The organism is Polycladidibacter stylochi (genome assembly GCF_001562055.1).
GTDB classification, from domain to species: Bacteria; Pseudomonadota; Alphaproteobacteria; order Rhizobiales; family Stappiaceae; genus Pseudovibrio; species Pseudovibrio stylochi.
The window spans coordinates 120156-143051 of the sequence record NZ_LLWE01000024.1; the positions used below are offsets into that span (position 1 = coordinate 120156).

22 protein-coding genes and 1 pseudogene are annotated in these 22896 nt (G+C 47.0%); 14 read left to right on the forward strand and 9 right to left on the reverse strand.

Translation table 11 applies throughout. The annotated features are described in order from the left end of the window. Positions 1–24 precede the first annotated feature (24 nt). A complete protein-coding gene (locus AYK67_RS06975; protein ID WP_068084173.1) occupies positions 25–675 on the reverse strand; it encodes a TlpA disulfide reductase family protein in 651 nt (216 codons plus the stop codon). 32 nt (positions 676–707) lie between these two features. Between AYK67_RS06975 and argH the strand changes: the two genes are divergently transcribed. The 4 genes from argH to AYK67_RS06995 all read left to right on the forward strand — a co-directional run bounded on the left by argH (position 708) and on the right by AYK67_RS06995 (position 6417). Further along, the gene (argH, locus tag AYK67_RS06980; protein ID WP_068084176.1) at positions 708–2087 is read left to right on the forward strand and encodes an argininosuccinate lyase; all 1380 of its coding nucleotides are present in this window, start codon (positions 708–710) and stop codon (positions 2085–2087) included. A gap of 141 nt (positions 2088–2228) precedes the next feature. After that, the gene (gene lptM, locus AYK67_RS06985; protein ID WP_068084178.1) at positions 2229–2450 is read left to right on the forward strand and encodes an LPS translocon maturation chaperone LptM; all 222 of its coding nucleotides are present in this window, start codon (positions 2229–2231) and stop codon (positions 2448–2450) included. Positions 2451–2502: 52 nt separating this feature from the next. Continuing rightward, entirely contained in the window at positions 2503–3774 is a 1272-nt protein-coding gene (lysA, locus tag AYK67_RS06990) for a diaminopimelate decarboxylase (protein ID WP_068084181.1), read from the forward strand. Positions 3775–3861: 87 nt separating this feature from the next. Further along, positions 3862–6417, forward strand: coding sequence for a TIGR02302 family protein (locus AYK67_RS06995; RefSeq protein ID WP_162265090.1), 2556 nt, complete (start codon positions 3862–3864; stop codon positions 6415–6417). An 88-nt stretch (positions 6418–6505) separates the two neighbouring features. Here the strand turns inward: AYK67_RS06995 and AYK67_RS07000 are convergent, their stop codons facing one another. The 3 genes from AYK67_RS07000 to AYK67_RS07010 are packed head-to-tail and all read right to left on the reverse strand — an operon-like array spanning position 6506 to position 8320. Then, a complete protein-coding gene (locus AYK67_RS07000) occupies positions 6506–6904 on the reverse strand; it encodes a response regulator (RefSeq protein WP_068084187.1) in 399 nt (132 codons plus the stop codon). A 17-nt stretch (positions 6905–6921) separates the two neighbouring features. Next, positions 6922–7467: a hypoxanthine phosphoribosyltransferase gene (gene hpt, locus AYK67_RS07005; protein WP_068084192.1), complete on the reverse strand. Its 546-nt coding sequence runs from the start codon at positions 7465–7467 to the stop codon at positions 6922–6924. After that, positions 7460–8320, reverse strand: coding sequence for an MJ0042-type zinc finger domain-containing protein (locus tag AYK67_RS07010; protein WP_068084195.1), 861 nt, complete (start codon positions 8318–8320; stop codon positions 7460–7462). Before AYK67_RS07010 ends, hpt begins: the two co-directional genes overlap by 8 nt. Before the next feature lie 289 nt (positions 8321–8609). Here AYK67_RS07010 and ftsE point away from each other — a divergent pair, with 289 nt between their 5' ends. The 5 genes from ftsE (at position 8610) to AYK67_RS07035 (ending at position 12658) form a co-directional block, all read left to right on the forward strand. After that, the gene (gene ftsE, locus AYK67_RS07015) at positions 8610–9269 is read left to right on the forward strand and encodes a cell division ATP-binding protein FtsE (protein ID WP_068084198.1); all 660 of its coding nucleotides are present in this window, start codon (positions 8610–8612) and stop codon (positions 9267–9269) included. Beyond that, positions 9262–10485, forward strand: a complete 1224-nt coding sequence (locus AYK67_RS07020) for a cell division protein FtsX (RefSeq protein WP_208976234.1) — start codon at positions 9262–9264, stop codon at positions 10483–10485. The genes ftsE and AYK67_RS07020 overlap by 8 nt, the downstream gene beginning before the upstream one ends. A 126-nt stretch (positions 10486–10611) precedes the next feature. Further along, entirely contained in the window at positions 10612–11268 is a 657-nt protein-coding gene (locus AYK67_RS07025; protein WP_068084201.1) for a YdcF family protein, read from the forward strand. A gap of 61 nt (positions 11269–11329) precedes the next feature. Beyond that, a complete protein-coding gene (locus AYK67_RS07030; RefSeq protein WP_068084204.1) occupies positions 11330–12124 on the forward strand; it encodes a lysophospholipid acyltransferase family protein in 795 nt (264 codons plus the stop codon). A 153-nt stretch (positions 12125–12277) separates the two neighbouring features. Continuing rightward, a complete protein-coding gene (locus AYK67_RS07035) occupies positions 12278–12658 on the forward strand; it encodes a hypothetical protein (RefSeq protein WP_068084207.1) in 381 nt (126 codons plus the stop codon). A gap of 29 nt (positions 12659–12687) precedes the next feature. Here the strand turns inward: AYK67_RS07035 and AYK67_RS07040 are convergent, their stop codons facing one another. Further along, complete coding sequence (locus AYK67_RS07040; protein ID WP_068084210.1) at positions 12688–13212, reverse strand: gamma-glutamylcyclotransferase; 525 nt, start codon at positions 13210–13212, stop codon at positions 12688–12690. Positions 13213–13305: 93 nt separating this feature from the next. Here AYK67_RS07040 and AYK67_RS07045 point away from each other — a divergent pair, with 93 nt between their 5' ends. Next, entirely contained in the window at positions 13306–14325 is a 1020-nt protein-coding gene (locus AYK67_RS07045) for a DUF2125 domain-containing protein (RefSeq protein ID WP_068084213.1), read from the forward strand. 92 nt (positions 14326–14417) lie between these two features. Here the strand turns inward: AYK67_RS07045 and AYK67_RS07050 are convergent, their stop codons facing one another. Further along, the gene (locus AYK67_RS07050) at positions 14418–14888 is read right to left on the reverse strand and encodes a GNAT family N-acetyltransferase (RefSeq protein ID WP_068084215.1); all 471 of its coding nucleotides are present in this window, start codon (positions 14886–14888) and stop codon (positions 14418–14420) included. A gap of 164 nt (positions 14889–15052) precedes the next feature. Between AYK67_RS07050 and yddG the strand changes: the two genes are divergently transcribed. The 4 genes from yddG to AYK67_RS07070 all read left to right on the forward strand — a co-directional run bounded on the left by yddG (position 15053) and on the right by AYK67_RS07070 (position 18419). Then, on the forward strand, positions 15053–15958 hold the full coding sequence (gene yddG / locus AYK67_RS07055; protein WP_068084218.1) for an aromatic amino acid exporter YddG: 906 nt from the start codon (positions 15053–15055) through the stop codon (positions 15956–15958). 78 nt (positions 15959–16036) lie between these two features. Further along, positions 16037–16936, forward strand: a complete 900-nt coding sequence (locus AYK67_RS07060; protein ID WP_068084222.1) for an HpcH/HpaI aldolase/citrate lyase family protein — start codon at positions 16037–16039, stop codon at positions 16934–16936. A 59-nt stretch (positions 16937–16995) separates the two neighbouring features. Then, positions 16996–17202, forward strand: coding sequence for a DUF1737 domain-containing protein (locus AYK67_RS07065; protein WP_068084225.1), 207 nt, complete (start codon positions 16996–16998; stop codon positions 17200–17202). Between the two features lie 275 nt (positions 17203–17477). After that, entirely contained in the window at positions 17478–18419 is a 942-nt protein-coding gene (locus AYK67_RS07070) for an AEC family transporter (protein ID WP_068084228.1), read from the forward strand. Between the two features lie 20 nt (positions 18420–18439). On the opposite strand, the gene AYK67_RS07075 is transcribed toward AYK67_RS07070, so the two are convergent. The 3 genes and pseudogenes from AYK67_RS07075 to AYK67_RS17565 all read right to left on the reverse strand — a co-directional run. Beyond that, entirely contained in the window at positions 18440–19477 is a 1038-nt protein-coding gene (locus AYK67_RS07075) for a hypothetical protein (RefSeq protein WP_068084230.1), read from the reverse strand. Positions 19478–19513: 36 nt separating this feature from the next. Continuing rightward, entirely contained in the window at positions 19514–20047 is a 534-nt protein-coding gene (locus AYK67_RS07080) for an outer-membrane lipoprotein carrier protein LolA (RefSeq protein ID WP_208976235.1), read from the reverse strand. Positions 20048–20301: 254 nt separating this feature from the next. Beyond that, positions 20302–21753 (reverse strand): annotated as a pseudogene (locus AYK67_RS17565) (DNA translocase FtsK); the annotation flags it as partial. Positions 21754–22896 lie beyond the last annotated feature (1143 nt).

The following is a 22896-nucleotide window of genomic DNA, read 5'->3' on the forward strand; positions in this document are numbered from 1 at the left end:
TCCCTTGCACAAACGATCATCCATTTATTTCTGTGCTGCCACCGCCTCGTTAATCAAGGCAACCGCTTCATCAGAAGCCCACTCAGCAGGGCCAACCATCGCGCCGATTTCACAGCCATCTTCACCAATCAAAACGGTAGAAGGCAGACCGCGTGCACGGGTTTTGCTACGTAGCTGGCGCAAAATGCCCATAGAATTGTCGGAGTAAACTGGCAGCCCAGCTGCACCAACTTCTTTCAAAAAGTCGTTTGGATCACCTCTGCGGTCCACATTAACTGCCACCACCTGAAATTTATCGCTACCAAGTTTTTGTTGCAGCGCGTGCAAATCTGGCATTTCTTTTCGGCAGGGTGCGCACCAGCTGGCCCACAAGTTCAGCAAAACAGTTTTGCCATTAAAAGCTGTCATATCCATTGGCTGCCCATCCGCACCATGAAAATTCAAATCAAGCATGGTTAAGGCTTTAGAGGCAGGCTGAATCCGCCCAAAGTCTTTAGCGCTATTAGCTTTAATAGCCTTGGCAGCTTGTAAGGAAAGCTCGCAAGCCTGATCACTCTTGAGCGTTTCTTGCGAATTGGCCGGAAAAACTGAACGGCCAAGGGCAGCAATTACAATTATTCCGGCGAATAAGGCTTTTCCAAGCTTTAAGTTTCGGCTACTTGATGACAACTTCATAATTAATCCCAATTCCAGAAGGGGCGCACATAATGAGCAACCGTATGTGGGGCGGCCGATTTGCTGAGGGCCCGGACGCAATCATGGAAGAAATTAACGCTTCCATCGATTTTGACCAAAAATTATATAAGCAGGACATTGCAGGCTCTAAGGCCCATGTTGCCATGCTGGCGAAGCAAGGCATTGTCAGTGACGAAGACGCCACAACAATAACCTCGGGTCTTGATAGTATCCTAGCAGAGATTGAAGAAGGCAAGTTTGTTTTCTCTCGTGCTCTTGAAGATATTCATATGAATATTGAGGCGCGTCTCGCCGAGCTAATTGGCCCCACCGCAGGCCGCTTGCATACCGCCCGCTCGCGTAACGATCAGGTCGCCACCGATTTCCGCCTATGGGTACGCGATAGCATGGACCAGTTAGAGGCCCAGCTGACCGATTTGCTACAGGCACTGAGCGAAAAGGCCCAAAAGCACGCGGGCGATGTTATGCCTGGCTTCACTCACTTGCAATCAGCGCAACCAGTCACATTCGGCCACCATCTGTTGGCGTATGTGGAAATGTTTGCCCGTGATCGTAGCCGTGTTGTTGATGCGCGCAAACGCATGAACGAATGCCCGCTGGGCTCTGCAGCACTGGCGGGCACATCTTTCCCCATTGATCGGACACAAACTGCGCAAGCGCTGGGTTTTGACCGCCCAACAGCCAACTCGCTTGATGGCGTGTCTGACCGTGATTTCGTGCTCGAGGCTCTAGCCGATGCCTCGATTTGCGCCATGCACCTCTCCCGCCTTGCCGAAGAAATTGTTATTTGGTGTTCCGCCCAATTCGGCTTCATTAAGTTATCGGACAAGTTCTCGACCGGCTCCTCCATCATGCCGCAAAAGAAGAATCCGGACGCTGCCGAGCTGATTCGCGCCAAAACCGGCCGGATTTACGGTGCATTGAATGCCCTATTGGTGATGATGAAAGGCTTGCCGCTCACTTACTCCAAGGACATGCAGGAAGATAAAGAGCAAGCATTTGATGCCCTGCCTAACCTCTCGCTTGCTCTAGCCGCCATGACGGGTATGATCCGCGATCTTGAGCCAAACACAGATGTTTTGAAACAGGCAGCAGGGTCTGGCTATTCCACAGCAACAGATTTGGCAGACTGGTGTGTACGTGTTCTGGGTATGCCATTCAGAAATGCCCACCATGTTACTGGTGCCATTGTGAAGCTGGCCGTTGATAAAGGTGTCGAGCTTCACGAGTTGACATTGGAAGAAATGCAGGGTGTTGAACCGCAAATCACCAACGACATCTACAATGTGTTGACAGTCGAAAACTCTGTGCGCTCACGTGTTAGCTATGGCGGTACCAGCCCTCAAAACGTGCAAGAGCAGGCTGCACGCTGGCTGAAAGAGCTTAGCTAGTACAAAGCATATTCAATCCACGGCAAGGCTAGGTCAAATCAAGCCTTGCCACAACCAGAACAGACAGGCAAACTGCCAATTAGCGATAGAGCTTTTAAAACGCTTCAAATCACTAATTACTTAGAACTCCTAGGAAAAATTATGGCTATCACCCGTTGTCGCTCAAAGTCTCTTTTGGTTTCCATATTTTGCTTAGCACTAACAATGGCAACAGCAGGTTGCGGACGCAAGGGTAATTTGGTCCCTCCAGCACCAGTACAGCCACCAAAACAAACCAATAGCGCTGACAGCGCACCAGCCACAGCAATGCCGGATAAACCCAAGTCTAAAGGTTTTATCCTTGACCCGCTCATTGGCAAATAAATCAGTTACAAAGTAAATATGCAGCAAAACAGGCTGCCAGAGGACGAACCCGTTGCACCACTTTTTATATAAAGATGGCACCTTGCATGCCGAAAGCGTCGCCCTTACTAAAATCGCATCTCAAGTTGGCACCCCATTTTATTGTTATTCACGCGCCACACTTGAGCGCCACTATGCAGTTTTAGCTGAAGCATTTTCGCAAATTGACCACCTTATTTGCTATGCTATGAAGGCCAATTCCAATCAGGCAGTACTGCAAGTCTTAGCGCAAAAAGGTGCTGGGGTAGATGTGGTATCGGAAGGCGAGCTGCGCCGCGCCTTGGCAGCCGGCATTCCAGCCAATAAAATTGTTTTCTCTGGCGTAGGTAAAAAGCGCAGTGAAATGCGCTTCGCGCTCGAAGCGGGTATCTTATGCTTTAACATCGAATCCGAGCCTGAATTGCAACGCCTCTCGCAAGTTGCCAGCGAAATGGACAAGGTTGCACCGGTCTCCTTGCGTATCAATCCCGATGTTGATGCCAAAACCCATGCCAAAATCTCCACAGGTAAAGCAGAAAATAAGTTCGGCATCTCTTGGCAACGAGCCCGCGAAGTTTACGCACAAGTTGCAAAACTACCCGCTTTAAAAGCAACGGGTATAGACATGCATATCGGCTCGCAAATCACCTCGCTTGAGCCGTTTGATAGCGCGTTCTCCCGTCTGGGCGAGCTAGTGGCGCAATTGAAATCTGATGGTCATGCCATTCAACACGTTGACGTTGGCGGTGGTTTGGGCATTCCTTACGGTGGTGGTATCGAAGCCCCAGACCCGCGCGCCTATGCTGACGTGGTTCGAAAGCACGTAGAAAAGTTAGGCTGTAAGGTAGTCTTTGAGCCAGGCCGCCTAATTGCTGGAAACGCCGGTATTTTGGTAACCGAAACAATTTTCGTAAAAGAGGGCGATGCCAAAAACTTCATTATCGTTGATGCCGCCATGAACGATTTGATACGGCCAACACTCTATGAAGCTCATCACGAAATCGCAGCTGTTGAGCAAGCCCGTGAAGAGGGTGACAAAATTTTCGCCGATGTAGTTGGCCCTGTTTGCGAAACCGGTGATTACCTTGCTAAAGATCGCGAACTACCAAAAGTCGATGAGGGTGATTTGCTCGCAGTATACTCAGCGGGTGCATATGGTGCTGTTCAGTCTTGCACCTATAACTCGCGCCTTTTAGTACCTGAAGTTCTGGTAGATGGCGATAAATATGCCGTTATACGTGAGCGCAGAAGCTACGAAGACCTCATTGCACAGGACACCGTTCCAAATTGGGTCAATAAAGCCTAGGCTTTTTGTGGAGATGCTTAGAATTTTGCAAGGTTGATCGTCTAAACTCACCCCCCTATGCTTGTAGCACAAGGAAACGAGGTCCGCGTGAGCCACAGCGATCAGCCCCATGAAGCAGAAAACAGCAGTGCTTTCCTAGCGCAGGCACAAGTGCGCCTGAACAGAAAAATTAAACAGGCGCAGCTTGCTGCTTTTACAGAGCAGCTGCTACCACTGTGCCTACCACCATTAATCGTGGTAGGCTTTTATGTAGCTTTTAGCTTTTTAGGCCTTTGGAATTGGTTACCCTATTGGCTTTCTGCACTTAGCACCATTGCAATACTGGCAGTTTTTTTCGCATTCTGTCATCCATTTTTATCACTTAAATGGCCAAGCAAAGCGCAAGCACGTCAGCGAATAGAAACCCATTCAAACCTGAAGCACACCCCGCTTCAGGCACTGAATGATCATCTGCCAAGCAATTTGTACGACCCGCAAGCCAAAGCACTTTGGCATGCACACAAGAAACGATTACAAAACCAAATCAATAACCTGACATTTGGCTCTCCCAACCCCAAAAGCTATCGCAAAGATCCGTTCGGCTTGCGTGTCGTAGCCCTTATGCTCCTTATCATCGGCTTTTCGCTCACAGATACCAACCGGTGGGGAACATTACTTGCACCCTTTAAGCTGCCAGAGCAGGAAAAACAGGAGCCGCCGCGCATAGACGCGTGGATTTCTCCCCCAGCCTACACAGGTGAAGCGCCAATTATTTTAACAGGTGAAACTGCAAGTTTTCGGGACCCCGCAGCACACATAAGAGTACCGGAACTCAGCTTGTTTGAAGTAAAAGTCTACTCGCAAGAGCAATACCAACTGGAATTTATTGCTAGTAAAACAGGTAGCTCCACACCCTTACCACCAAAAAACGCCCCCGATACAAAGCAGAATAAGAACTGGTCAGTTCCCTTGAAAAGCAACGGAACTCTTACATTAAGTCAAAACGGGCACCCAATTTATAGCTGGCTACTAGAGGTGAAAGAAGATTCTGCCCCAGAAATCTACCTGACAAAAACGCCAGAGCCTCAGCTCTCCGGCAGCTTAAAGCTAACCTATTTTATCAAAGACGACTACGCATTGGACGAGGCTAGCGTTGAGCTCGCCCTCTATGAGAAAGCAGCGGAAAAAAACCTGCTTACCTCGCAAAGCAATCAAAAGAAAAAGCCGATACCATTAGTATCAGCGCCGGCTTTTAATCTGTCACTTCCAACAGGCAATAACGATAATCACGAAGCATCGACACTAAAAGATATAACCGACCACCCTTGGTCTGGAAGTAAATTATGGATGCGCCTACGTGCCAAAGATACAGCTGGTAACGTTGGCTACTCACCAATTTACACACTGACTTTACCGCAAAAAAAGTTCTCGCATCCCTTGGCCAAAGCGCTTATTTCGGAACGTAAGAAGCTGGCATTGAACCTACATAACTTAACATCCGTTATTCATACAATGGATGCTCTTTTATTGGCCCCCGACGTTTTTTTTAATGATTCCCGAAATTATCTACCCCTGCGCTTTGCTTACAAACAATTAATTCTAGCTCAAAACGCGGATGACCTGCGGCAAGTAATTGATGATTACTGGCTACTCGCCAACCTTATCGAAGACGGTAACTTATCCGCTATCGAACAAGCACTTAAAACTGCTCAAAAGGCGCTGGAGCAAGCTTTAGAGGAGGGCGCATCACCTGAAGAAATCTCCAAGCTGACGGACAACCTGCGTAAGGCCATGGACGATTACATGAAAGCTCTGGCGCAAAAAATGCAAGATCATCCCAATTCGCCCGACCAACAGCAGCTTGAGAGCTTGGCTCAGCATTTGGATCCGCAAGATATGCAAAAAATGCTGGATCAAATTGAGCAGTTGGCACAAGCCGGCTCACATGAGGCCGCACGCGAACTGCTATCCCAAATGCAAGAAATGCTCAACAATATGCAAAGGGCTGCCCCCCAACCGCTCACTGAAGAGCAAAAGAAGATGCTACAAGCGCTCAGTGAACTGGGAGATATGATTGGCGAGCAACAGCAGCTAATGGATCAAACCCATAAACTAGACCCTCAAAACGCAAATCCTGGCCAAAATCTGCCCGACTGGTTACGGCCAGATAAAGGTGCCAACCCCTCAACGAAAGATTTTCAGAACCTACAAGAGCACCAGCAAGCACTTTCCAGCACCTTAGAGCAGTTACTGGATAAACTCATAAATGGCGGGCTTACGAAACTGGATAAGCTTGAAGATGCGGCCAAATCCATGGGCAGAGCTACTCAGGCCCTCAAAAACAAACAGGCAGGCGAAGCAATACCCCACCAGTCGGACGCGCTGACAAACCTACAAGATATGGCCAAATCACTGGCGAATGAGCTTAGCAATCAATCCGTTGGTACAGGCCTATCACAAAACAACATTCTTTCACGTGACCCGTTAGGCCGCATGCAGCGCTTTATTGGCCCCGAATTTGGCGATCAGGTTGAAGTACCAAAAGTGATCGACACGCAACGTGCACGTAAAATTCTTGAGGAGTTACGCCGCCGCCTCTCCGAAACTGGACGCACGGAAGATGAATTAAAATATTTAGAGCGTCTAATGGATTTATATAATTAGCCTCTTGACGAAGAGGCTTCTTGCAACATTTAGCTCCCATAAAAATGGCAGGCAAACTCACGCATGGCACAAGAAAGCCCCATGGTTGCTAGGCGTAAAAGCTACCCTCAGCACTGGGAACACTATCAGCCAGCGCGTTTTTAACGGCATTGCGAACTTCTAGTAGGGAAAACGGCTTGTTCAATACATCTTCCACACAGTTGCGAACATCTTCCGCGCCTTCACGCAAATCCGCATAACCTGTCATCAGCAATATCGGCAATTGTGGAAACATCGAGTTTGCCTGCTTTGCCAGCGCGATACCATCCATTTCCGGCATCATGATATCGGAAAGAAGAAGGTCAAACGCACCTTCTTCCTCACTTAAAGTCAGCGCGGCTTCACTACCATCTTCAACGGCAATCACGCGATGTCCGTCCAGTTCCAAAGCGCGTTTAACAAACGCTCTGACGGCATCATCGTCTTCACTTAGCAGTACTCGCGCCATAAAGCCGCTTCCTCTAGTTATTCATCACCTTCCTGTGGCACGTAGCCAATGAAAGGTAATTGACGCCAAGCATGTCCCATATCCATGCCATAGCCAACCACAAACTTGTCAGGACAATCAAAGCCAATGTAATCCGATTTGATTTCGGCAATACGGTTTTTTGGCTTATCAAGTAACGCTGCCACACGAACAGATTTAGCCCCCCGGCTAGCGATCATATTCTGGGCAAATAGCAGTGTCCTGCCAGATTCAAGAATGTCATCAACGAGAATTACATCGCGGCCCTCAACATTGCTCTCAATGTCACGTAGGACTTTAACCTCTCCCGAAGAGACTGTGCCCTTTCCATAACTGGAAAGGTGTAAAAATTCCATTTCCGGCGCGATATTAGATTTATGTAAGGCACGTGCTAAATCGGCTGCAAACATAAAGCTGCCCTTTAAAATAGCAACTACAAGAAGGTTATGCGGCTTGTCTGCAGCAATTTCTTCGGCAACTTCTTGAACACGCTGTGCTATTGTGTCTTCATCAAATAAAACACGTATATCTGGTTTATCAGCCATCAGTTTTCGCTTTTTTTACATTGCGCGTTATGAAGCGCAGCTGGATATCGGCGGCCATATCCGATGGCTTGGCCAATCGGGTTCTAAAACGGGTACGTTGCCCAGGAGCCAACTGCTTGGCATGTGGAACAACAGACCAGGCCGTTAGTTCTCTTTGGTCTTGTGCACGCATGCTCAACAGAATTGCTGGAACAGGTACAGGTTTTTCAGAGACATTCTCAATAGAGCCTTCAACAACAAGTACGGGCTGACCTCCATCATATTCACGGAAAGTCCGCAACCCGTCGAAGCTAAGCCCTCGTGTATTAACAGATATGCCCGCTAATTGGTAAAGGCTGGCTAAATCAGGGTAGGTTTTCACTACCGTGTTTTTATAGGCAACCAAAGCAAGACATAACCCTATGGAGCTAAGAAAAACCAAAACACCAAAAGCGCGCGCGGGGTATATAGCACCGGAAGCGGACGATGACTTGCTTTTTTTTCGCTGCGTGGGCTTCTTTTTCGAGCGTTTTGCACTCTTTTCTTGTGTTTTTTTCACTGAGCTAGCGCGTGTGCCTTCTTCACTTAAGCTTTGTCCGTCCTTATCCTCGCCTCGAGTGTCATTTTCAGTATAATCTGCCCTCTCGGATTTGGGCTCTTGCCCTAAATCAAGCGTGCGGTCATAGGGCTGCGACACATCTTCGTAATGCTCGCTTTGATCACGCTCATCAGGTGTCTCCCCAACACCATCAGCAACAGGTACGGCATGCCAAATCTTTCCGCAACGGGCGCATTTTACCTTACGCCCTCCTGCACCGATTTGTTCAGCACCAATACGATAGGATGTTTGACAACTCTCACAAGTTATCTTCATGTGCAAAACGCCCTGATTTTATGTAGCTAAGCAACGAACTTTATTTCCAATTGCATGTTGCACCCCCGCAATGCAATAGGAACATAATGTCATCCTATGTTTAAGAGATCATCTACATTGGCTTGACATTAAAAAAACGATAATTACACCTCTTCAACAAACAGGTGTTTCTAATCAGCAACTTTTGCTTTGTGAACAGTTAGCTTCAATTTAGCCTTAATAATCCGTTAATTCACGGCGGGTAGTTTTGCAAACATAAGAATATACATAAAGCTAAAGGAGCTTTGGAGTGATTCGCTTTGAAAATGTCGGGCTACGCTATGGAATGGGGCCAGAAGTTCTTCGCGACCTTACATTCAACATTGAACCGCAATCATTTCAATTCTTAACAGGCCCATCTGGGGCTGGAAAAACGTCTTTACTACAACTCCTGTTCATGTCCTTAAAACCAACTCGCGGTCAAATTACAATTTTTGGACAAGACACCAACCGAATCACAAAACCGCAATTGCCGGTCTTACGTAGAAAAATTGGTGTTGTATTCCAGGATTTTCGACTGCTCGACCATTTAACCACCTATGAAAATGTCGCACTACCTCACCGAGTTGCAGGCAAATCAGAATCCGAGTATCGCCCCGATGTAATTGATCTCCTGAAGTGGGTTGGGTTGGGTGAAAAGATGTTTGTCCTACCCCCAGTTTTATCGGGTGGAGAAAAACAGCGTGCGGCTATTGCCAGGGCATTAATCACACGCCCCCAGGTTTTGCTAGCTGACGAACCAACAGGTAACGTCGACGCGCCACTTGCACGCCGTTTACTACGCTTATTTATGGAACTAAACCGCCTTGGCACCTCCGTGTTAATAGCAACACACGACCTAAACCTAATAGAGCAAGTCGAAGCGCAGCATTTTGTGCTGGATGGCGGAAGGTTAACCACATATGGCTGATCACAAAAACCGCAAAGAACCGCCATTATCAAACCAGCGGCGCAGCGCTCACCCCTCTAGGCAGGCCTCAGGAGCGCACCTGCAGCAAAAGGTTACGCACAAGCAGCCTCAGCCTCAAAAAGCTCAGCCGCATGCAACCAGAGGGCACGCCGCCCAACCGCGCGCGCCTAAAGGGCAAAGCGCAACGCCAAGTCGCCCCCAAAGGCCAGCAGCAACAAAAAAAACCATAGGAAGTAATAGCTTAAGCAATAAGCTGAAGTTGCCACCCAAAGCTCGAAATAAAATTAAAACGACCTTACAAAGAGGGCAGAGAGGTGAAGGCCAACCCTCACCAATCGTACCTTCTCAAGCAATTGCAGGGCGTGCTCTTATGCTCGTTGTAGCAATTATGAGCTTCTTGGCCTGTCTAACTGTTGGCTTTGTCAGCATAGTCAACGATGCTGCGAACGACTGGACGAGCGACTTGGTGCGCGAAGTGACAATTCAAATACGCCCTGCAGACGGGGTGAATATGATACAAGAAATTGATCGTACACTCGCCCTTGTTCAAGAATTTCCAGGTGTTGGAGGGGCAAGAGCCCTTTCAGATAAAGAAACACGCGACCTCTTGCAGCCCTGGCTTGGAGCCGGGTTAGAACTGGATGACTTACCAGTACCACGCCTAATATTGGTTGAAGTTGCCGATCCACTCAAGTTAGATTTACAAGAACTCAAAAAGACTGTCGAACACGATATCAAAGCCTCCAGCGTGGATGACCACCGTTTATGGACACGTCAACTTTCAGCCATGGCTAGCGGTACAGTGGTTGGCGGATTTATAATTCTAGCCTTGGTATTGTGCTCAATGGTCCTGTCAGTGGTGTTTGCCACACGCGCAGCCATGTCCGGCAATAAGGACGTTGTCGAGGTTCTCCACTTTGTAGGTGCCGAAGATAGCTTCATTGCCAATGAATTCCAAAGGCACTTCCTCATTCTCGGCCTGAAAGGTGGCTTGATCGGTGGCACATTCGCAACCCTTTGCTTTTTTGCGATCAGCCTGTTTGGCAACTCGGAAACGGGCAGTGTGGCCGCCAGCCAGCTACAAACATTGTTCGGAACAATATCAGTAAGCGCCGCCGGATATCTGGGCATACTGGCAATTATCTTTTTGGTTGCTATATTAACAGCACTAACAAGCCGGTTAGCCGTTCATGCCCATTTGGCAAATATGGAATAAAGCATTCTGGCGTTTTCAAACAACTCGTGCCATAAAGAATATAATATCGCCATTATTGATAATTAGGCATAGAATCCTATTAATTACCAAATCATCAGAACCCGTTTGTAAGGTTCAGGACTATTTATGACCCCACCGTTTAATCATGCTGCCCCCACCAGCAAGACTAAAAGCAAGGCCCTGAATCGCCATCTTAAAAAACTAGTAAAACTACTATTATTTGTTTCTCTGTTATTATCCCTGCTTTTCCTGATAGGCTTCGGCCTATACATCCACCATATTGAAACCCAAGAAATATCGGAAATAAAAGCTGATGGCATCGTTGTACTTACCGGTGGCAAAGAAAGAATAGATCACTCACTAAAGCTATTAGTAAAGGGAAGGGCACATCGCCTGCTGATTACTGGTGTACACCCCAGCACCAAAGCCAAGCAAATAGCAAAGCTTACCTCACAACATGTCGAGCTGTTCGATTGCTGCGTTGACTTAGACCGCAACGCACTCGATACATCAGGAAATGCAACTTCGACACTGAAATGGGTAAAAGATAATGGCTTTAAATCACTAATTATTGTTACTAGTGCATACCATATGCCACGGGCATTGATTGAAATGAAAGCAATTATGCCGTATGTGACCTTCATTCCTAGCCCAGTTTATCATAAGGATTTAAAACTGGAGCAGTGGTATATGGAAAAAACTACGCTAAACCTTCTTTTCCATGAATACACAAAGCTCATATTGGCGACGATTAAAGTTAAGACACAGGCCCTGCTGCGCTGAGCTTGTTAAGCTTTAAACACAGCGGCTTAAAGCCTCGTCCCATATAACAGGACATACCCGCATGCTCTTTCTCCGCTCACTTGTCTTTAACCTGTTGTTTTACGTAGGCACTCTTGTAATTATGATCCTGCTGTCGCCCGTTTTCCTGTTGCCAAGAAAGTGGGCTTACAAAGTTGTTCCAACATGGTCTTACTTTAACTTTTTCTTGCTGCGCTACATTTGCAATGTGAACTCAGAGGTTAAGGGGTGGGAAAATATCCCAGAAGGTGGCTGTATCATTGCCGCAAAGCACCAGTCCGCTTGGGAAACATTTGCGCTTTTTCCAGGCTTGAGTAACGCAACATTTATTCTAAAGGCAGAGCTAAGGAAAATCCCGCTTTTTGGCTGGTACATTTGGAAACTAAAACAAATTCCGGTCAATAGGGGCCGCAAAGGGGTCGCATTGGCACAAATGAGCCAGAAAGCCAAAGAGGCTATAGCGGAAAGCCGTCAAATTATCATTTTTCCAGAAGGTACCCGCCGGCCAGCAGGAGCCGAACCAAAGTATAAATACGGCATTGTTCACCTATATAAAACACTTAACTGCCCTGTTGTGCCCGTTGCTTTAAACTCGGGTGTCTATTGGCCACGCAGGCGTTTCTTCCGCCTACCGGGAACAATAACAGCCCAGATACTCCCTCCCATACAGCCTGGCCTTGAGCCTGAGGTATTCTTAAAGACCTTGACCGACAAAATTGAAACCGCCTCAAATACACTTTTTGACCAAGCGGCAGAAAAGACTCCTGATAATTTTATCGTTAAGGAAGCTCTTGCAAAACGCAAGTTGAATTCAGGAAATGGCGAAAACATAAATTAATTCAAGCTTCAGGCAGGAAAAATAACGTTTACTATTCTTTAATTATGGTTAATAATAATTAAGTGAACTTGTTTTGTTCCAAAAAGTGCCTTGATTCGAGTTCTCTTTTTGTTCTAATCTCGATTCATACGCACGACGAAACAGGAGGGAACGATGCAGCCTGTTGTGTTGGAGTTTGAGCCGATTGGGAATGCCGCCGTTCGTGTGGTTGAAGAGCTTGGTTTGGGCGAGCGCTTTCGCTACTGGCATGGCGAAAGCGGTAAAAAGTATTTGTTCACCCAGAGTGAACCTGAAGCCTTGGTTGATTGTCCATCAGCTGTGGTTCTTATTTGTTGCCCACAAGATGATTACCGCGTCGTATGGCTTGGCGAAAGCGCATCGGGCGACTTTCAAAACTGGAGCCCGACACCGGACGATCTTGACCATGTGCGTTTGTATGCACACTTCCTTGCCGTTGATTCCAAATCCAGGCAAAAAGCACTCGATGATTTAACTGCAAAGCTGCATTGTAACGGTGACCAACAAGCAGCCTAACACAACTCATTTGCTTATCGCTCAATTGTTTACCGGCGTAAATTATTGACGATCCAAGCGAGATCTTTATCGATAATACCCAACTCTTCCATGTGATTATAAGTATTAATCACGTACACATCGTTCTCACCTGACTGCCCCTTAGCTGCTTGTACAATCTCAAGCTGCTCTTCTAGGCTCAGTTTTTGCGCATATTGCTCATGGTCTTGATCGGCCACAAAGCTGAGGGCCTCAACTCTACGCGGACCATTTTGCGATATCTCGACCGGTGCTAGAATTTCCTTATAAACCATCGTTTGCTGTTCACGCGCACGCAGGTACGTAGTTGTCTTATCAACAAGCTCACTTCGCACACGAAAAGCCATACCTGCACAGTGCCCACCTTCATCAAGTCCAAACACCAAGCCGGGTTTCTCCTGTGTGCCTCTATGGATCCAGGAATAAATGCAAAGCGATCGATGAAAACCAACAAGAGTGGCTGGTATGGCCTCTTCAAACTCAAATCCGGGTTGCCACATAAGCGATCCATATCCAAAAACCCATAAATCTGACATATGCGTATAATTCCTGTAAAATAACTGTTGCCGATCGCCTAACAGGATGCCAAAGCTCTTGCAACTTGATTTGTTAAAACGATTGGAGCACTCATGGGGCATGTGAATACTACAGCCAAAAAGAGCACTAAAAAATATTACATTCTCGCTGGTATCATTGCATTTATTGCCTTTGCTTGGGCTATGGTCTGGGATTTTGGTCGTGGTGCGATACGCGACTTTTTACGCAATGGCATCGCAGTTGCTGCCCAGCAGGGCACCAACATTAACTGCGGCGCACAAGACATAAGTGGTTTTCCTTGGAAGTTTGAATTAAACTGCACGCCGCTAATTATTGATAGTAAAGATATAAAGCTGGACTTATCGCAACTCACTGCAACCGCCTTAGCCTATAATCCCGGTCACATTATTGTTGCTTTACACTCACCATTTAGCACTTCAATTGCCCATGCGGGAACCACAATCACTGCAAACTGGCAAGAGGCACTAACCAGTGCACGTGCAACGACGGAAGGCATTACCCAGTTAGATATTGATATTAATCGGCTGAAAGCCAAAATCACCACTTCAGACTTGCCAATTCACTTTTCTGTCGCTTCAGGCGAAGTCCATCTACGCGAAACAAAAAATGAGCAAGATCTGGAAGCCGCAATCGTTGCCAACGCAGCTCGGCTAGATGTATTGCCCTTTAACAGCCCTATGGACATAACATCACGTATTGTTCTTAAAAGTGGGGCAAACATCATTAAGAATAAGCCCTCTTCGCTAGAAGCACTATTACAACATGGTCCGCTAACATTCGTTATAAAGCAGCTCAACGCCAAAGTGGACGGAGTCTCGTTTAAAACCAGCACGGCACTCCGTCTAAACCCGAATGGCTACTTGGAAGGTGACTTGCCACTCACCGTGACAGGCGCACAAAACCTTTCAAACCTGCTCGAACCCTTGTTTCCAAGTGGCTCATCATTACCAAGCACCATACAAGCAGCGGCCATGGCCATTGGCACGACTGATAGCAATGGGCAGGTAACAGCTAACCTGCCAATATCCTATAGAAAAAATCGCGTATATCTTGGTTTTATTGACCTTGGACCGCAACAAAAACTGCTCTAACTGGGATCAAAGCTGACAGTTTTGGCAGTGCAATAAAAAGGGAGGGTATTAACCCTCCCAGATAATTATTAGTTTCATCAATAAAACTAAACTCAAAGACTCTCGAGCTTATCTGTATTAATAAAATAGCTGGTTTTTTCGCCCGGCTCGCCGATACGCTCATAAAGGCCAGTCAACCCAACATCCACAACAGGCTTGGCAGGCACCATCCAGCGGATGTTTTCCCAATCACGCTTTTTACTAATTTCATCGAGCTGGCCAATCAAGGCACGGCCGATGCCTTTTCCCTGATACTCAGGCTTTACGTAAATATCCTCCAGCTGGCCAAAATTCAGGCCACTGGTCAAATCAGGCAAGTCATAAAAAGCTGCAAAACCGATAAGCTCACCATCGTCATAGGCTCCGAGCAGCTCAACTTGGTTGTTTTCAATCATAGCTTCGGCATACACTTCATCAGGGCGTCTTGGTGCCCCGCGCTTCACAGCCTGTGCGTTTTCTGCAATCAATAATGCCAGCTTAGGGGCATCATGAGGACCCAAAGGTCTGATCCTAAGATCAGTCATAGCTTTCATTCCCACTCGGTCAAACTAGCCACACTTGGCTATGTAGAAAAACGAATTAAGGTAGAACTACCTTTATGTAATCTAAAAACAAACAGCAATATCGCGTCAACCTGTTATATACCAGTTCGCGTCATTGTACCGATTTATTTAGAAAGAAAAAAATAATGCTGCCAATACAGCGACAAACCGCCACACTTATTGGCTTTTCAGCAATAGTCATGTGGTCACTGCTCACACCGCTTAGCGTCTATGCCGGAAGCTTACCCGCCTTTCAGCTCAATGCTATTTGCTTTGCCATCTCATCCATCATTGCCTTTGCAGGCTACGCAAGCAAACCGGGTTTTTCAAAAAGCCTGCGTCAACCTCCAAAAGTTTATGCTTTGGGAATATTTGCCATGTTTGCCTACCATGCGTTTTTATTCTTAGGCATCCGCAACGCACCGCCTATAGAGGCCAGCCTTCTCAACTATCAATGGCCCGTGCTTATTGTCGTATTTTCCGCAGCTTTGCCCGGTGAAAAATTGCGATATTTCCATATCCTCGGGGCATTGATGGGCTTACTTGGTGCGGCTATTCTCGTCACTGGTGGCACATCTTTTAGCATATCACCAGAGTATACATTCGGTTACGCCTCAGCAATTATGGCAGCACTGGTCTGGTCAAGCTATTCTGTCATCACTCGGTATTTTGGGCAAATTCCAACCCAGGTTGTTGCCGTGTTTTGCTTAACAACCTCACTTCTGTCACTTGTCTGCCACCTCATTTGGGAAACAACCGTATGGCCCCAAAACCACAGTGAATGGGTTGCCGTATTTGCCATGGGAGTAATGCCACTAGGGCTATCTTTCTTCACATGGGATATCGGTATGAAGCATGGCGATATACAGCTGCTAGGGGCTTTAGCCTATACGGCGCCACTGCTTTCCACAGCACTCATGATAGCGCTGGGTTTTGCGAGCTTAACCTGGACCGTCGTTCTAGCCTGCCTGCTTATTGTTGGAGGCGCAGCCGTTGCCGCACAAGAGCTTGTAGGGTCCTTGCTAAAACGAGGTAAGCCTTCAGCATCCTAGCCCAATTGGGGAATGGTCATCACACGATCAAGTCTCTAGTTTCAGCTAAAGAAGCGAAATAAGGAGTGCTCAATCGTTATGTGCAAAGCTAAGGCAATAAAAAACTTAAAGCCACGTCGTAGTGTGCTCTACATGCCAGGTTCTAATGCGCGCGCACTCGAAAAAGGGCGCAGCCTGCCTTGTGATGCTCTCATCTTGGATTTGGAAGATGCCGTCGCCCCGGAACAAAAACAAACAGCCCGTCAATTGGTTTGCCAAGCTGTTCAGGAAGGTGGCTATGGCTATAGAGAGGTTGTTATTCGAATCAACGGCTTTGATACAGAATGGGGCCTAGATGATTTAGAGGCCGCCACGAAAGCCAAACCACACGCGATTTTAATGCCGAAAGTAAGCAGTGCGAACGATCTTTGGAAAGTCGCCGAACTTATGGAAAAGCAGGGTGTTTCCGGTGAAATTGATCTTTGGATTATGATGGAAACACCCAAAGCAATTCTTGCCGCAAAAGAAATTGCTGAAACAATTCCGCATTTGCCCTGTAATGTGGGTGCCATAGTTATCGGCACTAACGACTTGGCAAAAGAAACCGGGGCAAAACTCGTTGAGGGCCGGCAAGCGTTCCTTCCTTGGCTGATGAGCTGTGTTGCAACAGCACGCGTTGCTAAAATCGATGTAATTGATGGCGTATACAACGATTTTTCAAACTCGGAAGGTTTCTTAAAAGAAACCGAACAAGGGGCTTTACTCGGTATGAACGGTAAAACTCTAATACACCCCAAGCAAATTGCCGTCAGTAATGATGTCTTTTCACCCAACCAGGAAGAGGTGGAATGGGCAAAGAAAGTCATCGCCGCATTTAACGCCGAAGAGAATAAGGGAAAAGGTGCGCTACAGGTAGAAGGCAAAATGGTCGAGCGGTTACATGCCGAACAAGGAGAAAAAGTTGTTGCAATGGCTGAGTGCTTGTTAGAACGTGGTTAGGCAATCGTGCTTTATGCTACAAAGCAAGCCCATTAACAAAACAACAACAAGCGAGAAACATGCGCCTTTATCGTCTGATAACTGAACCGGATACACCGGAGTTTTGCCACAGAGTAACCCAAGCCCTTAATCGTGGTTGGGAGCTCCACGGCTCACCATCAACCACCTATGACGCCACCAAAGGCGTTACCATTTGTGCACAGGCTGTCACCAAATACGTGCCTGACGAAGAATATACACGTGAAACAAAGCTTGGGGCCTACTGATTGTATCGAGGGGGAATAAGCCCCCTCAAAGTTACATCACCGCGCTGCACATACCCGACAAAATACGAATGGAATAAAAAATATGAACCACAACTCTGGGCAGATATAAAATATACCACACGCAAATATATTCATAATAAATATATCCACTTTACTATTAGATGAGTGATATTTTACTTATGATTTACTTGATATATATTTAGTTGCGGCAAGCTTACCCATTCCACTTTCATTTTTTTTCGTGTAGAGCAATATAAAAACGAAGAGTGCCTACCGTGATAGATGCATTTATTAACGCCATAGCTCCAATTTTCAGTGTTGTTGTCATTGGCTATATTCTTGGTAAAAAGAAGATATTTGATGCCGAAGCAGTTAATACAATTAACCGCTTGGTATTCTATGCTTTGCTGCCGCCCTTCTTCTTAGGTTTGAGCGGGCAGGCCCCTTTCCATGACTTTGAGCCTCTTTATCTTCTGGCATATTTTTCTGTCAGCCTCTTGATAAATGCCAGCGTAGCCTTGGTCAGCTATAAGTTGTTCAAGCGTGATCTGCGTGAAAGTATTCTGCTTGGCTTCATGGCAGGCTTTGTCAATCATACCTTCTTTATTTTACCCGTTGCTAAGGTCATATACGGCGCGAATGCTATTCTACCTGTCACAGCGGTCATTGCTGTTGATATGATGATTATGTATGGCGCAACGGTTATTATAATGGATTGTGCGAGTAAAAGCAGCACCAGCGCATCAAGAGCGGATAAAGTAAAGCATATCGCCAAAACCATTGGCACCAACCCACACTCGCTCAGCCTGATCGCTGGTCTTGTATTAAACATAGCCGGAGTATCCTTTGACAATGGCCTAGGTGTTTTTACTGGATTTTTAGGTTCTGCAGCAGCTCCATGCTCTTTATTTGCGTTAGGGCTGTTTCTAAGCGGTCAAAAACTAACCGGTAATGTCGGGTTGGTCAGCTTCATCAGCACCATGAAACTGCTGGTCATGCCAATACTGGCACTAATTTCATTTACAATGGTATTCAAGTTGGCACCGAACTGGGAAGGACCGGGCATGTTTGTCGCTGCAGGTCCTTGCGGCACATTACCATTTATCTTGGCTATTCAATATAAAGTGCGCGTAGATACCATCTCGCAGGTTTTGCTGATCACCACATTTGCCTGCAACATCACCCTATCGCTGGTTATACTTTTCCAAGCTATGTAAGTGGCTTCTCAAACCACCAATCACACAATGAGTTTTAAAACCTCATCAAATACATCTATAACCCGCGCCTCATGTGCTTTGCTACTCGCCAAAAATCCGGCAAAACTCGGCCCGGCATTCACTTCCAAAATACATCCGCCACTTTCCGCTCTTATATCTTGTGCCAGTAAATCAATTCCAGCATAACGCAAACCGCTCGCCCGAACGGCATCAATAGCCATTTTTCGAAAATGCTGGCTCACAAGTGTACTCACATCAACGCAGCTCCCACCGCACGAGAGGTTGGCATTTGCCAGCAGGTCAATACAATCACCCTTTAAGGGCACATCTGTTAGACAGCGGCCACTGTTCGCAATGTGCTCCATTATCCGCGCATCATTAAAAGCAAGCTTCAGGCTTGGCTTCTCAATGAGTAATTGGCGCAAATGCTTATCAATTAGTTCGGCGAATGTACTGTGACCATCGCCAAACACATGTAATGGCCGCCGCTCGATTGCAGCCATCACACGCTCCCCAACCACGACAAGACGATAATCAAGCCCTTCGATCTTTTCTTGTACCAAGGCACTGTCGTAACTGCGCAGCATACCTTGCAGCCTCGATAAAAGCTCTTCTTTGCTGCGTACTTCATAAACATCTTTGCCTTGCGAACCATCATTCGGCTTCACAAAAACAGAAAAGCCAACACGGTCGGCAAAGCCAAGTGCAGCCTCTATACCATTTAATGAATCGGCAAAGTGGGCATGAGAGCGCGCAAACCCAAGCAACGCTCCCTCATTATGCACAAGAATAGAACGGGGAACAGGTACGCCTTGGCTGGCAAGCAGCCCATTACAAAACTGCTTGTCATTGGCAACCAGTCCGGCTCCATAATCATTTACTGGATAAGCAGTCCCTTTAAAGGGCATTTTCGTGCCGCATGGCAAAACAAAGTAACCAACATACTGAAATTGCGTATCGAGAAAAAAACCGATACCGCGACGCTGGCATTGCGCCAACAATAACCGGTGGCTAGCGCTTAAACGCGAACTATCTTGTGCGCAGTCAAAAAATTCCATTAGAGTATGCTTAGCTATATATGCCCTACAAAATCACTAGTCGTTATGACGGTTTTGCCGCGCATTAGCCAAATAGTCGATTTTGAAAAGCTTCGGGTTGGTCGGGCCATTCTCAACTACGTTGTAAATAGCTACAGAAGTATCGTAGCCTTGGCTATCGCGTACAGTCCATTGTTTCAACCGGTAATCAGCACTATCAAACACAAGAGTTAAGCGGCCCGAATTAAACTTGGTCTTATCATCAATCACGACAGAAATTAAATCTGGTTCAATCTGGATCGATGTAACATTGGCATCACGCTGCAAGTCAATTTTATCAGAAAGCAAGAACCGTAGCGGGGTTTGTGAAAGCGGCCATAAATCCTGCGTCTGTAATTTCCGGTCTTTAACCGAAATCATTTCCCCATCGCCAATGATATCCAACGATGAAGGCTTATTGTAGTAAAACCGTACTTTACCAGGCCGGTGAATAAAGAACTTGCCTTCCACCCGGCCACCAGTAGGGCCAAACTGAATAAAGTCACCGTGCATTGTTTTAACCGAGTTGAAATAGCGGTTAATACTAGCCACGACCTGCGCTTTACTAGCTGATTTCGCCAAGCTTGCAGTAGGCACACAAAAAAATGAAAAGGCTACAATTACGAGTGCTAGTAATTGCTTTATGCCAATCCAATAAATGAGTTTGTTTCTCAAGCAACTTGTGCCCATATTTGCCTCTTGTAATCCAGCAATTGCTGGCTTTGGTCTATCAAGATAAAACCGCCATTTTATCAATAATGTTCACTAGCGAAATGCCATGTCAACACTATGGCAACACCTTGTCTTTAAATCGAACCTTCATGATCGGGAAGAAGAATTTCGCGTTTCCCCGCATGGTTTGCAGGGCCAATAATGCCTTCTTCTTCCATTCGTTCAATTAGTGTAGCAGCGCGGTTATAACCAATCGATAACCGGCGCTGGATATAAGAAGTCGATGCCTTGCGATCCCGCGCGACTATAGCTACAGCTTGGTCAAACAAGTCATTGCTGGCATTGCCACTGCCCTTGCTAAGCGCATCATAACCGCCTTCACCTTCATCACCACCTTCAGTTACTTCTGCAAGATATTGCGGTGTACCTTGGGCTTTCAAATGCTGCACAACAGCCTCGACTTCATCATCAGAGACAAACGGACCATGAACTCGCTTGGTCTTACCCCCACCAGCCATGTAAAGCATATCACCCATACCCAGCAGTTGCTCAGCGCCCATTTCACCAAGAATTGTACGGCTGTCGATTTTACTGGTCACTTGGAAGGAAATCCGTGTCGGGAAGTTTGCCTTAATCGTACCGGTAATCACGTCCACAGAAGGTCGCTGTGTCGCCATGATGATATGAATCCCCGCAGCACGTGCCATTTGTGCCAGTCGCTGAATTGCCCCTTCAATGTCTTTACCGGCCACCATCATCAAGTCGGCCATTTCGTCAACCACAACGACGATATACGGCATTTTTTCTAAGGGGAGCTCTTCTTCCTCAAAAATCGGCTCACCGGTATGCCGGTCAAAACCGGTTTGTACAGTACGGGTAAAGCGCTCGCCCTTTGTTTTGGCCTGCTCAACACGGGTGTTGAAGCCATCGATATTGCGAACGCCCATCTTAGACATCTTTTTGTAGCGGTCTTCCATCTCCCGCACAGTCCATTTCAACGCAACAACAGCTTTATTCGGGTCTGTCACCACTGGCGTTAATAGGTGCGGAATACCATCGTAAATGGATAGCTCAAGCATCTTCGGGTCAATCATGATCAGCTTACACTGATCGGGAGAGAGGCGGAACAATAACGACAAGATCATCGTATTCACCGAAACCGATTTACCCGAACCGGTTGTACCAGCAACAAGCAAGTGCGGCATACGCGCCAAATCGGCAATCACCGGCTCACCATTAATGGTCTTACCCAGCGAAAGCGCCAACTTGCCTTTCGATTGCTTAAAGTCGTTAGACTCCAACAATTCACGCAGGAACACCGTTTGGCGTTTGGCATTTGGCAGCTCAATACCAATAGCATTCTTGCCCGGAATAACAGCAACGCGTGCCGAAATTGCACTCATAGAACGGGCAATATCGTCCGCAAGACCAATCACCCGTGATGATTTAATACCAGGAGCTGGTTCCAACTCGTAAAGCGTAACAACAGGGCCGGGGCGAACAGCAATTATCTCGCCGCGCACTCCAAAATCTTCCAGCACCCCCTCCAGATTTCGGGCATTTTGCTCCAGAGCATCACTGGTTAAACGAAAACGACCCGTATCCGTTGGACGTGCCAGCATACCAATGGGCGGGTATTCATACTCAGATGAAATTACAGCAAAGTTTCGTCGAGGCTGTCCATTGGCAGCTGGTTGATTTTCAGCGCGGCTCTCAACAGGGGCACGCGTGCCAACACCTCCACCAGCCTGCGTAGCCGTTTCAGGAACTTTGGAACCAGCTGGCACTTTTGGTGTTGCCTGTAAATGTGTGTTTACAGCTGCTTCACTTTGCGAAACTCCCTGTGGCTTGTTGCTATTGTGAACATCATTCGCCGGTCGTAAAGGCATTGCTTTTGTAGCAGCACCAAGGCTTGGGCGCGCCAGCTGTTGCTTTTGTAGCTCCAAATCATTTGCAGGGGCTGCCTCTGGCATTTTACGAGAGAACAGGCCAAGTAGATTAAACCCACTGCGCGATTTGCGCGGTGGCTCTTCGTTTATTTGGTTCACCATTCTTTCTGGGGCAAAATCAAGCGCTTCATCTTCTCCAGCAGCATCCTCTGGGCGCTGCGCTTCGTGTTCCCATTCTTCTTCCGGCTGCTCCTCTAAAGCATTACCTTCAAGCTCTGCAAATGCCTCTTGGCTGTCATGGTCAAAGGCCGCTTCAATTTCTTCAACCTCATCCTCATCATAAGCATTTTGCTCTTCAAGATAGGAATTATAATCCAACTGTGGAGCCACCTCGGTGTTTGTATCCTCTAAAGTAAGAGCTTCATCACCGAGGGGAACATCCATTAGTTCAGTGGCCGCCAAATCTGTATCCTGAGCGATAACTGGGGCCATTGCATCACGCGCCGCCATTTCATAGTTCGGCTCATTGTCAGCTTCATCAGCTTCCTGCAACAGCTCATCAGCTGGCAAATCAACAGAAGCCTGTGGAATCAGTTGTGTAAGATTTTCTTCATCATACTTTTGTGCAGCGCTAACGCTTTCATCTGGCGCAACGTGCTCTTTTACCGTCTCAACAATTTTCAGCTTGGGCGCAGTGACGGTAGAAGGCTCAACCTGCTTTTGCGCCTTCTCAGCTTCCATAACAGCAATAGCCTCACGGATAAACTTGGGCATCTCGACCTCATCAGACAAGTTTTCCGTATCGTGAGGCTCCTCGTTCTCGGCTATCTCATTCGTTAC